Source organism: Paenibacillus sambharensis, from assembly GCF_003233845.1.
GTDB classification, from domain to species: domain Bacteria; phylum Bacillota; class Bacilli; order Paenibacillales; family Paenibacillaceae; genus Paenibacillus_I; species Paenibacillus_I sambharensis.
Genome location: NZ_QKRB01000060.1, coordinates 71116 through 83677 on the forward strand (window position 1 = coordinate 71116; position 12562 = coordinate 83677).

Annotated in this window: 9 protein-coding genes and 1 pseudogene; 8 read left to right on the forward strand and 2 right to left on the reverse strand. The window is 53.6% G+C overall.

Annotation, left to right across the window (positions count from 1 at the left end; translation table 11 throughout):
• Nucleotides 1-316 precede the first annotated feature (316 nt).
• The 8 genes and pseudogenes from DNH61_RS24985 to DNH61_RS25020 all read left to right on the forward strand — a co-directional run bounded on the left by DNH61_RS24985 (nt 317) and on the right by DNH61_RS25020 (nt 10038).
• The gene (locus DNH61_RS24985) at nt 317-2056 is read left to right on the forward strand and encodes a sensor histidine kinase (RefSeq protein ID WP_111149684.1); all 1740 of its coding nucleotides are present in this window, start codon (nt 317-319) and stop codon (nt 2054-2056) included.
• Nucleotides 2049-3644 carry a response regulator gene (locus DNH61_RS24990; RefSeq protein WP_111149685.1) on the forward strand — a complete coding sequence of 532 codons (1596 nt, stop codon included), beginning with the start codon at nt 2049-2051 and terminating at the stop codon, nt 3642-3644. Before DNH61_RS24985 ends, DNH61_RS24990 begins: the two co-directional genes overlap by 8 nt.
• Nucleotides 3645-3856: 212 nt before the next feature.
• Nucleotides 3857-5203 (forward strand): ABC transporter substrate-binding protein, encoded by a 1347-nt coding sequence (locus DNH61_RS24995; protein ID WP_111149686.1) that lies wholly within the window; start codon nt 3857-3859, stop codon nt 5201-5203.
• A 109-nt stretch (nt 5204-5312) separates the two neighbouring features.
• Nucleotides 5313-6269 carry a carbohydrate ABC transporter permease gene (locus DNH61_RS25000; RefSeq protein ID WP_111149687.1) on the forward strand — a complete coding sequence of 319 codons (957 nt, stop codon included), beginning with the start codon at nt 5313-5315 and terminating at the stop codon, nt 6267-6269.
• A gap of 1 nt (nt 6270) precedes the next feature.
• Nucleotides 6271-7116, forward strand: coding sequence for a carbohydrate ABC transporter permease (locus DNH61_RS25005; RefSeq protein ID WP_111149688.1), 846 nt, complete (start codon nt 6271-6273; stop codon nt 7114-7116).
• A 176-nt stretch (nt 7117-7292) separates the two neighbouring features.
• Complete coding sequence (locus DNH61_RS25010) at nt 7293-8423, forward strand: glycoside hydrolase family 88/105 protein (protein ID WP_111149760.1); 1131 nt, start codon at nt 7293-7295, stop codon at nt 8421-8423.
• 103 nt (nt 8424-8526) lie between these two features.
• A pseudogene (locus DNH61_RS27285) lies at nt 8527-8680 on the forward strand (transposase zinc-binding domain-containing protein); the annotation flags it as partial.
• A 572-nt stretch (nt 8681-9252) separates the two neighbouring features.
• Nucleotides 9253-10038 carry a class I SAM-dependent methyltransferase gene (locus DNH61_RS25020; RefSeq protein ID WP_111149689.1) on the forward strand — a complete coding sequence of 262 codons (786 nt, stop codon included), beginning with the start codon at nt 9253-9255 and terminating at the stop codon, nt 10036-10038.
• A gap of 126 nt (nt 10039-10164) precedes the next feature.
• On the opposite strand, the gene DNH61_RS25025 is transcribed toward DNH61_RS25020, so the two are convergent.
• Both DNH61_RS25025 and DNH61_RS25030 read right to left on the reverse strand, forming a co-directional pair.
• Complete coding sequence (locus DNH61_RS25025) at nt 10165-11427, reverse strand: ABC transporter substrate-binding protein (RefSeq protein ID WP_181438870.1); 1263 nt, start codon at nt 11425-11427, stop codon at nt 10165-10167.
• A 188-nt stretch (nt 11428-11615) separates the two neighbouring features.
• Nucleotides 11616-12497 (reverse strand): glycosyltransferase family 2 protein, encoded by an 882-nt coding sequence (locus DNH61_RS25030; protein ID WP_111149691.1) that lies wholly within the window; start codon nt 12495-12497, stop codon nt 11616-11618.
• Between the last annotated feature and the right edge of the window lie 65 nt (nt 12498-12562).

Below are 12562 nucleotides of genomic sequence, written 5' to 3' on the forward strand. Positions count from 1 at the left end.
AGAATGCCCGCAGTTTGGCGAAAATAATCCCTGTCCTCATCTAATCAGCGGCCATCAGCAGCAAGGAAGAAGAATGCAGGAGGATGTCCTTTTTTCAGGAAAGTAACCGCATTCATAGGAAAATGGCAGCTTTGTGTCGAAACCAATGTCTTAGTCGAACCTAATGTCTTAGACGAACCCATTGTCCTAGCTGAATCCGCCTTGCACCCTCAGTATTCATTCTACTGTTCAGTCCAGTCTGCCGTACGCTGGTGAATGGAATCGTTATGCCTGCTATCTGTAAGCTGAACATCCCGGCACAAAGGAGGCTCGCCGCTTGAATATAAGGACGTACTTTGGCAACCAGCTGATCAAGAACAAAATCTTCCTCTTCACGCTGATGATTATGATCGTCGTCTCGGGTGTCAGCATCATTGCGGTGCAGGTGGCGACTGTCATCTATGAAGACCGGATCTATTCGGAATCGGCACAGGTGCTGAACCTGTCCTCCGGCTCGATTGATAATCAGCTGCGGCGGATCGAGGACCTGACCTTCCGGATGATCTCGGACAAGACGGTCCAGCGCTACCTGATTGAGAGCAAGCGGGATCAGAACGCATACGAGCGCTTTAAGACGAAGGATGTGCTGATGGAGCGGCTGCTGGACCAGTCGCGGCAGGAGCGGCCGGTCGCTTCCGTGCAGATGAATGATGCGCTCGGCGGCGAGCTGCAGATGTCGGTGACCTCGCGCTACCGGATCGATACTTCGGAGGCTGTGCGGCTGGCGCGTGAAGCGGGCGGCTCAGTCGTCTGGGTGCCGTCATCCGAGCCGAACGTCCTGCTGGCTGCGCGGGAGGTCCGGCAGATGCAGGACCTGTCGCTGGAGCATCTGGGCACGCTGATCCTGTACCTGGATATGAACCGGCTGGTCGATACGACACTGGACTTAACGGGTGACCGGATGTTCATGATCGAATACGCGGGCCAGCATCTGCTGTCGACCAACCCGGAGAAGACGGATGCGCTGCTCGGGCAGCCGCTTACGGAGCGGCAGGGCTACCGAATCGGGACGCTGGACGGGCAGGCGTATTTCATCACGCATCTGACCTCCAAGTATCAGAATTTTACCTATTATAATATCCTGCCGTACGGCAGTATCTTTAACCAGTCCAAGATGATCAAGTACGGCCTGCTCGGGCTGTATGGCCTGCTGTTCCTCGTCGCGATCTACCTGGGCCGATTGGCGGGCCGTACGATATCCAGGCCGCTGGAGCGGCTGACGGATAAGATGAAGCTCGTGCAGAAGGGGCATATCGACCCGGCGGAGCTGTTCCAGGACAATAATCTGAATGCGGATGAGACCGGGCAGCTGCATAGGCATTTTCGCTTGATGCTGGAGACGATTAATGAACTGATCCGTGAAAATTACGCCAAGCAGCTGGCCATCAATGAATCGGAGTATAAGGCGCTGCAGGCGCAGATCAACCCACATTTTCTGTATAACACGCTGGAGTCCATCAACTGGATGGCCAAGGTGAACAAGCAGCAGGACATCTCCACGATGGTTCAGGCGCTTGGCAGTCTGCTGCGGAGTATCATAGGGAAGAAGGAGCCGCTGATCACGATCGAAGAGGAAATGCGCATCCTGCATCACTACATTACGATTCAGCAGATGCGCTTCGGCGAGCGGCTGGTGTTCCGGTGCTCCGACGATCCGCTGCTCACGGAATACTACATCCCGAAGCTGACGATCCAGCCGGTGGTGGAGAATACGATTCAGCATGGCCTGGAAGCGATGTCGGGTGTCTGCACGATCGACCTGACCTTCCTCGCGGAAGAGGAGCATATCGAGATTATCATCCGGGACAACGGGCCGGGCATTGATGAGGAGACGCTGGGGGCTATTGCGGAAGGCAAGGTGGTGTCCAAGGGCACGGGAATTGGGCTTGCCAATATCCGTGACCGGATCAGCCTGCTCTTCGGCCCGGCTTACGGGGTAACGGTTGAGAGCACACCGGGGGAAGGGACGACGGTCCGCATCCGGATTCCATACAGTCTGGAGGGTGAGCATGTATAACGTACTGCTGGTGGACGATGAACGGATCATTCTTGAAGGGATAGCAAGTGTTGTCGAATGGGATAAGCACGGGACACGGCTTGCCGGCAAAGCGGTGGACGGCAGGGAAGCGCAGCAGATGATTGAGCACAATCCGCCGGATATCGTTATTACAGACATCCGGATGCCCGAGATGACAGGAATCGAGCTGATCGCCTGGGCGAAGGACAAGTATCCCGGCATTGTGTTCATTATTTTGTCAGGTCATGAGGAATTCTCGTCAGCGCAGACGGCGATGAAATTTGGCGTGCGGCATTACCTGCTTAAGCCCTGCAGCGAGCAGCAGATTATGCAGGTGCTGGGCGAGGCCGTGGCCGAGCTGAATGAGCGGGCGAGCAAGGAAGCATTCCTTGCCAGCACCCGCGAGAGCCTAACCCGCGTCCTGCCGCAGATTCAGGCGCAGTTCCTGAAGGAATGCATGACGAACAAGACATACGGGCAGAAGGAATGGGATTATTACGGCCATCTGCTGGGACTCGACATCACCGGCCTGCAGGTGAGGCTGCTGCTGTTTGACCTGGACGGCAAGGATTATGATTTCGAGCATCTCTTCGCCCTGCATAATATCTCGGATGAGCTGGTGAAGGAGCGCGGACTGACGATCCTGCTTAACACGACAATTGGCGACCGCCTCGTGCTGCTGGTGGAGAAGGGGACGCAGGAACAGTGGCTGGAGGTGCTGGCTGCGATCAAGGCGATGTATAAGCGCTATTTCCGGATGGAGCTGACCGTTGCGGTCAGCAGTCCGGGCACGATTCCGCGCCTGCGCAGGCTGTACAAGGAGACGCGGGAATGCCTGTCGCACCGGTTTTATGTCGGGGAGGGCAGCATCATTACGCCGGAGGATATTCATCATGACGAAGAGGACCTGCTAGAGGAAGGGGCGGACAATGATCTGGATGCCGTGCTGGACCGGGATGCCTTCGCGTTAGCTGTCCGAAGCGGTAACAGGGAGCAGGTGCAGCATATGATCAAGACCGTGTTCACCAGGCTCAAATCGTCGAAAATGCCGGTCGGCTTCATCAAATCCTATGTGCTGGAGCTGCATCTGATCCTGCTGCGCCAGGCGGAGAGCGGGCAGGCGGCCGGTCCGCTGATCATGGAGCCAGATCTGCTGCAGATCGAGGCGCTCGGCACACTGGAGCAGGCGGAGGAAGTGCTGCTGCGGGCGGCCGGCGAAATCACGAAGCGGTACTATGATACCAATATGCAGTCGCAGTGCCGGGTTATTGAGCAGGTCATCCGCTATGTGCATGACCATCTTCACGATGAGTCGCTGTCCCTGTCGAAGCTGTCGCAGGAGATTGTGTATTTAAATGTCGATTATCTTGGCAAGCTCTTCCGCAAGGAGACGGGGGAGAAGTTCTCCAACTACGTGATCCAGATGCGGATTGAGGAAGCGAAGCGCCTGATTGATGCGGCCGAGCGGGTCAAAATCATTGATATTGCCGCGAAGGTCGGCTTCCCGAATAATCCGCAGTATTTCAGCCAGGTATTCAAGAAGGTGACGGGCTTAACGCCATCCGAGTACAAGCGGAGGCAGGAATGAGGGCTTAAGGAAAGGGGAGTATGCGAGCATCATACCGGAAAATTACACGAACAGCGGATTTTTGAACGGCTGCTGCAGCATTGGCGTGAAGGGGGGAAGCTGAGGTCGGATTTTTAAACGAAATGAAGCGGGTTATTCGATTTAACGGATTTAATGTATGCGCTATCATAACGGTATAAGCCAGATTAAACCCTTAGGGAGGTCATACGCGTATGTACAAAAGATCAACGCTGTGGACACTCATCATGACGATTACTCTCACCTTCGCACTAGCTGCCTGCAGCAGCGGCGGCAATGAACCGGCGAATCAAGGCACAGGCGGCAATACGACGACGAATACGGTTGACAGCGGCAGTGGCGGTGAAGGCGGAGATGTAACGCTGCGTCTGATGTGGTGGGGCTCGCAAACCCGTCATGACCTGACGATGGAAGTCATTAAGCTGTATCAGGAGAAGAACCCGAATGTGAAGATTGAGACCGAGTTCACTGGTTTTGACGGCTATTGGGAAAAGCTCGCGGCCATGGTAGCCGGCAATAACATGCCGGATGTGCTGCAGATGAACTTCGGTGAATATATGACGCAGTATGCCGGCAAGGATGTGCTGGCTGACCTGCAGCCATTCGTCGAATCGGGTACGATCGACGTCAGCAAGATCAATGAAGGTCTGATGGAATCCGGTCAGGCGAACGGCAAGCTGCTCGGTATTCCGCTTGGCATGAACGCGCTGACGGTTATCTATGACGAGCAGATGCTGAAGGATGCAGGCGCTAAGGTGCCGGATATGAACTGGACCTGGGATGACTGGAAAGCTGCGGCTGCAGCTGTCCACGAGAAGACTGGCGAATACGGCACGCAGGGTCTTGAGACGGGTAATATCTTTGAATATTATGCGCGTCAGAACGGCCAGCAGCTGTTCAATGAAGATGCAACAGGCCTTGGCTACGATGACCAGCTGTTAATTGATTATTTCCAGATGACACTTGATGAGCAGGAGAAGGGTACGTATCCGAAGCTTGATGTCATTATGCAGCATGAAGCGATTGAAGATCAGCTGATCGTGCACGGCAAGGCGCCGTTCGACTTCCGCTGGTCCAACCAGGTTGTGGCTCTGACCAAGGCTGCCGGACGCCCGCTCAAGCTGGCGCCGCTCCCGGGCCCTGATACTGCGAAGGGAATGTATCTGAAGCCGGCGATGTTCTTCTCGATCAGTAAGAAATCGAAGCAGCAGGAGGAAGCAGCTAAATTCATCGACTTCTTCATCAACGACGTGGAAGCGAACAAGATCATGAACGGCGAGCGCGGCGTGCCGGTTAACAGCGAGGTTCGCGATGCGCTGGCAGCTGATCTGGATGAGACGAACAAGATGATCTTCGAATATATCGACATGCTCGGCGAGCACAGCTCCCCGATCGACAGCAACTTCCCGCCGGGCTCCTCTGAGGTGCTGGCTGCGCTGAAGGAAGTCAATGAGCAGGTTATGTACAAACAGCTGACGCCTGCTGAGGCTGCCAAGGAATTCCGCGAGCGTGCGGAAAGCACAATCAAGAGAGCACAGTAAGTCCTCCTGTCTTACAGCCGGACCTGGACGTTCCGCATACCCGGAGGCCAGGTCCGGCTTCTGTCTTCAGGGGCCGCGCGGAAATTTATAAGGAAAGTGTGGTAATAGCATGGCGAAGCAATTGACAAGCGAAGCGCTTCCGGTCGACCTGCCCGGCGTGAAGCGCACCAGGAAGAAGACCAAGGATACCGACAACCTGACCGGTTACCTGTTCATTCTGCCCTTCCTGGTCGGCTTCATCGCCTTGACCGTGTTCCCGGTCGCGATGTCGCTGTATCTCTCCTTCACCGATTATGACATGCTCGGACAGGCGAACTGGATCGGGCTGGAGAACTATCAGCGGATGCTGACCGACGACAACAAGTTCCTGCAGTCCGTCAAGGTTACGTTCTTCTATGTATTGACAGCGGTGCCGTTCCGGCTGATCTTTGCGCTTGCCGTAGCGCTGCTGCTGGCCAAGGTTATGGTTATGAAAGGTCTGTACCGTACCCTGCTTTACCTGCCTTCGGTCATCGGCGGCAGCGTCGCCATCTCCGTGATGTGGCGGCAGCTCTTCGGCAACGAGGGGGCGCTTAACTCGATTCTTGCGCAGCTCGGCATTCCGACGGTCTCCTGGCTGGGCGATCCGGCTTACGCCATCTGGACCTTGATCCTGCTGTACGGGTGGCAGTTCGGCTCCTCGATGCTTATTTTCCTGGCGGGGCTTAAGAATATCCCGAACTCGTACTATGAGGCGGCCCAGGTGGACGGCGCCAATGCATGGCACCGGTTCATCAAGATTACCATTCCGCTGCTTACGCCGATCATCCTGTTCAACGTCATTATGCAGCTGATCCAGGGCTTCATGGCGTTTACGCCGAGCTATATTATTTTCGGTGACGGACGCCCGCTGAACTCCACGCTGCTGTATGTCCTGTACATGTTCCAGCGCGCATTCACGTTCTTCGATATGGGCTACGCTTCGGCAATGGCCTGGATGCTGCTGCTGGTCATCGGCATCTTCACGGCGCTCATCTTCAAGAGCTCCTCCTACTGGGTTCACTACGAATCGGAAGGAGACAAGTAATATGGCTATCAAACGCAAAACATGGCAGCTGATCGCCCAGCAGCTTCTGCTTATTGTATTGACATTCGTGATGCTGTATCCGCTGCTCTGGATGACGGTCAGCTCGTTCAAGGACAACTCAACAATCTTTACGACGGCGCACTCACTCGTGCCCAATAAGCTTAACTTCGACAGCTATGTCGAGGGCTGGAAAGGCTTTGGCGGCATCACCTTTACAACGTTCTTCAAGAACTCGTTCATCATTACGATCCTGTCGACGATAGGCAGCGTGCTGTCCTCCACCTTGATCGCTTACGGCTTCGCACGAATCAAGTTCAGCGGCAAGCAGATCTGGTTCGTCTGCATGATGATTACGATGATGCTGCCGTACGAGATTATCATGGTGCCGCAGTACATCATGTTTAACTGGTTCGGCTGGGTGAACACGTACTGGCCGCTGATTCTGCCGACGTTCTTCGGTACGCCGTTCTTCATCTTCCTGATTATGCAGTTCATCCGGACCATCCCGCATGAGATCGATGAAGCGGCCAAGATTGACGGCTGCAGCAAGTTCATGATCTTCTCCCGCATCATTATGCCGCTGATCGTGCCGGCGATGATGACAAGCGCCATCTTCTCGTTCTACTGGCGCTGGGACGACTTCATGGGTCCGCTGCTGTACCTGAACCAGCCGCAGCTGTATCCGGTATCCCTGGGGCTGAAGATGTTCTCGGACCCTGACTCGATCACGAACTGGAGCGCCCTGTTCGCCATGTCGACGGTCAGCATTCTGCCGGTATTCATTATCTTCTTCATGTTCCAGCGCTATATTGTGGAAGGTATCAGCACCAGTGGCCTGAAGGGATAGCGTGGTAAAGGTACTGCTGGTAGGAAGCTGCAGAGACAGCTGAAGGATTTCCCGGGCAATGCCTAGAAGAATATGGAATACACAAGCAGGTGTAAGAAGCAGGAAGCGGGGCTGCGGCCTGGTAAGACCGGGCTGCAGCCTTGGCCTGTCATAATCGGAAGGAGAGGATATCAATGATGACAGAAGCAAGCCATGCACAGCAGCCGCTGCAGTGGGCAAAGGATGCCTGCCGGTCGATCATGGAGACCTACACGCCGGCACAGCTTCCGCCGGAGGGCCGGTGGCATTATCATCAGGGCGTGTTCCTGTACGGGATGCTCCGGCTCTGGGAGGAGACGGGCGAAGCTGAGCTGTTCGATTATATCAAGGGCTATGTAGACCATCTGGTGGATGAGCACGGCAACTTCCTGTTTGACCGCGAGGAGCTGGACGCGATACAGGCGGGGGTTCTGCTCTTCACGCTGCACAAGAAGACGGGCGATGACCGCTATAAGAAAGCAGCCGATAAGCTTCGCCATCTGTTCGATACCTTGAACAAGACGAGCGAGGGCGGCTACTGGCACAAGGATAAATATCCGTATCAGATGTGGCTGGACGGCCTCTATATGGGCGGTGCGTTCGCGGTCCGCTACGGCTGGCATTATGGCGAGCCGGATCTGTACGATATGGTGCTGGAGCAGGAGCGCCTGATGCGCAGCCATACGCGTGATGAAGCGACAGGACTCTATTACCATGCCTGGGATGAGAGCCGGCGCACGCCGTGGTCTGACCCCGAGACTGGCCGTGCGCCGGAAGTTTGGGGCCGGGCGATGGGCTGGTACGGCTTCGCGTTGGCTGATTTTCTCACAATCATACCCGAAGGCTACGAGGGACGCGATGCTCTAATTGAGGTGGAGAGGGACCTGCTGACCTCGCTGCTGAAGCATCAGGACCAGAAGACCGGCATGTGGTACCAGGTCATCGACAAGGGAGACCGCCCGGACAACTGGCTGGAGACCTCCTGCTCGGCATTATATATCTTCGCGCTGGCGAAGGCGGAGGGGCTCGGTATTGGCGGCGATCAGTTTGCTGAGGCGGCGGAGCGTGGCTTCAAGGGGCTGCTGGAGGCGATGCGCCGTGACGACAACGGCCGGTTCATCATGCCGGAGATCTGCATCGGCACAGGCGTGGGCGACTACGAGCATTACATCAAGCGGCCGCGCTGCGAGAATGACCTGCACGGCGTCGGCGCCTTCGTGCTGGCCTGCGTCGAGATGGACGCGCTGCGCAAGCGGCGTACGGCGGGCAGAGAGACGGCGAGCGTGTAGGGAGCAGGAGGAGAAGGCGGTTATTCTAGTAAAAGGAAGCCGTGAGACTGGGATCATCGGTCTCGCGGCTTTTTTGTACACATAAAGGGAAGTATAAATTTTTTTGAGGGAAGTGGAGAAGTTCCGTAAGTGGGGTGATCCGCGGAACGGGTTTAAGCTGATGGTATGCGAAGAATGCCATGAGATGAAATGTGGTTCCACTTCGGTGTAAAGGCCGATTTTGCACAATGTGTTCCTGTGGGGAGACCGAGGAATGGTGGGATGAACCATTAGCGGGGGCTACTAAAGCAATCCGCGCACAGACTTCTTCCGGTTTGGCATAATTTAAATCTAACAGAACTCAGTGCCCTTATTTTAGTGAATAGGGTTCGCCTCAGCGGGTAACGGAACTCAGCGCTGCTATTCGATCCATTTCGAGGGGATTTTTAATGATAGGGGGACATTAAAGCCTCTGAGTTCCGTAACCATTCAAAATTGACTCTAATTCAGTGAATAACGCTTCTCAGTTCCGTAAAGACCTGCCTGCATTAAAGCGTAGCGTATCCAAATCTCCGGCATGCGATCTGTAATCAAAAACGCCAAGCCCAGATATTGATACCCATCCGATAATCCCGAACTTCCCATTCCGGGTACAAGTAATCGAAGTTTCCGCCGAGCGGAAACTAGTTTAATCACAGCAGCTTTACAGTTCCATGGCTCAGTCCTTTTAGCAAAAACTCTCTTCGTCTTTAGTTCTTTACTTGGAAATCGGAGCAGAGGGCTTAGTTTGCGAGATGGACAGGCTCTTCCATTCCAGTTATTATTCTTGCAAATCCGGGGAGGTGACAGAATGGAGAACTTATATCTAAATACGGCCGGGTTGTACGATGCCGATAACCGTGCGGTATTCACGGCGGACATTCCCTTCTATGTGGAACGTGCAAGGAAGCTTGGGGGCAAGGTGCTGGAGCTGGCGTGCGGTACAGGCAGAGTCACGATTCCGCTTGCCGAAGCTGGAGCGGAGGTCTGGGGGCTCGACTATTCGCCAGCTATGCTGGAGGTGATGGCCGCCAAGGCGGCTGAGCAGCCTGCTGAGGTACGCAGCCGTCTCCATATGGTGCAGGGAGATATGACCGATTTTTCGTTGGAGGAGCGTTTCAACCTGATCTTCATCCCGTTCCGCAGCTTCCAGTCACTGGAGACCGATGAGCAGGCGCTGAATTGTCTCACTTGTGCCAGAGAGCATCTCGAGCCTGGAGGACAGTTCATCATTAACGTCTTCAAGCCCATCCGGCAGATGGGGGACTGGTGGGTTGATCCCGAGGAGCACTTGGACTATGAATCACAGCTTGCGAGCGGGGAGCGTGTGACCCGTCATTCCGTCAAGAAGGCCTGCGACACGGAGAAGCGGCTGCTGTACACGGATCTTTACTACCAGATACATAGACAGGATGGAACCGTGGAAGCGTTCAAGGACAGCCTTCGGCTCCGGTACTTCTATGGTGATGATATACGCAGCCTTCTTCACTCAGCTGGCTTCGTAATTCAGGAAGAATACGGGTGGTATGACGGCACCCCGGCTGGCGAAGGACCGGAGTATGTTCTGGTATGCGGGCGCGAGGAACAGCGTATATGATTTGGCTGGCCCTCTAGTTGAACATTATAGGATTAATATAGGGGAGAGCGCCGTAAGACCTGGGATCTGAGGGTCCTGCGGCGTTGTCTTTAATGAGAGACAGACTTATGTTTAATGAGAGACTGACTAATCCTTCTCCAATGCAAGCAACACTTCCCCTTGCTCTTTAATTTTCTTAACGGTAACTTCCGCTGATTGCTTGTCTAGTAATAAATTCTCCAATTCTTCAGACATCATCACAAAGAAGCTTCTTCCAAACTTTGAGGAGGTGTTGGGCTTTTTGAAAATTCTGTTGTCGTAGGATAATTCATAGAATGGATTAAGCGCTATACCGTTAACTTCCGTAAGATACTTTGCTCTCGTTGAAAGTTGATTACTGTACTTGGCCTTAATACCTGCCATTTCATCACCTGTAATCAGTTTGATGACTTCCCAGGCCTCATCGGGCATAGATGATGCTGAATGGATGCCAAAGATGGAATCGATTCGGTAAGAGTAGGTAGAGTCCGGAAAGTTAGGGTCCACAGGTGCCGTCACGATGCCCAGATCGAAATTGGCATCAGATTGTATGTATCTGTATAAGAGGTCTGGCCGACCGACTGACATAGCTGATTTTCCGGCAAGAAACAATTCTTTATCAATCATTTCTTCTGTAATGACCGGTGCGGAGCCTGGGAGGGCGACACTGCCTTGTTGAACAGCTGTTTGGATGTCTTCCAGGATATCAACCCACTTTTCGGTATCTTTGAGGATTCCAATTTGCTCGCCATTGCTTGTAATCACCCGGAGGCCGACTGTGTTTCCGATCATTTCTACTAAATCATAGCTCGTATAATTGACGGAGAAGCCTGCGGCATCATCTGCAGTATGGAAGCGACCCGCCGTCGCGAAGACCTGTTCCCATGTCATCTGATTGACTGGTTCTTCAATCGCATAACGTTTAAACAGATCTTTATTGTAGTAGAGAACTTGGCTTGAGAACGCGGGGGATAAACCGAACAGCTGCTGGTGCTCATTGCTGCGCAGCATTTGAACGACTCCCGGCTGTATGTCCTCTATATCGTATGAACCGGGTTGAATACGCGGATCCAGCGGCAGGAGTAAACTCTGATCTATGAACTGGAGATAATCTTCATAAGATGGTGCAAAAATAATGTCGGGCTGCTCTTCGTTAATGAATGCCGATAGATCGTCAACTCCATTCATGGCAGCAACCTCATAATCCAGTTCGGGAAAACGGCTCGCAATCAGTGTTCCATAATCATTTGCGAAGTTGTGATTATCCCAATACATAATACGCAGTTTTCCTTCAACCACCTTTTCCTCTTCTTCTGCGCAGCCTGAAATAACGACCAGTGATAAAGCGAGCAGTGCAATGAGCTGTTTCAACCTAAGCAGAACCTCCTTCAGTTCGTTTATAAATTCATGATGATTAGTCATGCTCTTGTATAGAAGATCTAGTTGATCCAAAAGTTGTAAAAGTAGTCTGGCGGGTCTGTGAGGCCTCAGAGATATAAAGACAGGGACCATCCCGGCAATGTCTAACACTGCAGAGATGGTCCGCCCTTAGTTGCGCCTCAATAAGGCAGCTGGGAAATACACCGGGACAGCGCGGTGTTAAGCGCTTCCTGGTTATACCGGTTGCCCACGGAGTTCTGGTACAGCAGCTTCTGTGCCCAGGCCCATGCCGGGTAGTAGTTGGCAGGGTCGTGAGGGTTGATGCCGAACTCGACGAATCTCATATGGACGCCGAACTCTTCCTCAGTCGGATAGAGGCCTAGGTTGTTGAGCTCCCTAATCCGGACCCGTTTAGCCGAGTCATTCTGGATGTGAACATGCTGGCTGGACACTTGTCCACTGTGACGCCTGTAATATAAGAGCACCTGGGGAAGGTTAGCCATCTGCACATAGGAGGCTACTCTGTTCCACAGCTCATAGTCTTCCGCATGCGGATAGTTGGCGTCATAGCGGATATAATGCTGCTGCATGATACTGTTGCGCATGATGACAGTCGGGTGATGCAGGCAGCAGTGGAACAGCAGCCATGCCTGGATTTCTTCATGACTTAGCGGATTGACCTTAGGCTGAGCTTCACCCAGTACATGAAACGCTGTACCGCAGATGCCGACAGCGGGATTGGCGTCCATGAACTGGACCTGGAGCATTATCCGATCAGGTAAGCTGACATCGTCGCCATCCATCCGGACAATATACTCCCCTTGAGCCATGTTCAGGCCTTCATTGAGATTGGCAATAAGTCCTCTGTTATACGGATTGCGAATGAGACGGACACGAGGGTCCCTAATGCTGGCCAAAATTTCCGAAGATCCATCAGTTGAGCAGTCATCGAAGATCAGAAATTCGAAATCTCTGAAGCTTTGGTGAAGTATGCTGGATACGGCTTCCTGCAGATAGGGTGCATTGTTGTACACCGGCATAATGACAGACACTTTAGGCATGTGGATAAAGTTCCCCTTTCCTTATTGAATACTACACAATATGCACAGGTCCGCCCGCGGCTTGT

Bases quoted from the DNA above. Each gene is read 5' to 3' on its own strand.
- DNH61_RS24990 (WP_111149685.1), top strand. From the start codon at position 2,049: ATGTATAACGTACTGCTGGTGGACGATGAACGGATCATTCTTGAAGGG.
- DNH61_RS24995 (WP_111149686.1), top strand. From the start codon at position 3,857: ATGTACAAAAGATCAACGCTGTGGACACTCATCATGACGATTACTCTC.
- DNH61_RS25000 (WP_111149687.1), top strand. From the start codon at position 5,313: ATGGCGAAGCAATTGACAAGCGAAGCGCTTCCGGTCGACCTGCCCGGC.
- DNH61_RS25005 (WP_111149688.1), top strand. From the start codon at position 6,271: ATGGCTATCAAACGCAAAACATGGCAGCTGATCGCCCAGCAGCTTCTG.
- DNH61_RS25010 (WP_111149760.1), top strand. From the start codon at position 7,293: ATGACAGAAGCAAGCCATGCACAGCAGCCGCTGCAGTGGGCAAAGGAT.
- DNH61_RS25020 (WP_111149689.1), top strand. From the start codon at position 9,253: ATGGAGAACTTATATCTAAATACGGCCGGGTTGTACGATGCCGATAAC.
- DNH61_RS25030 (WP_111149691.1), bottom strand. From the start codon at position 12,497: ATGCCTAAAGTGTCTGTCATTATGCCGGTGTACAACAATGCACCCTAT.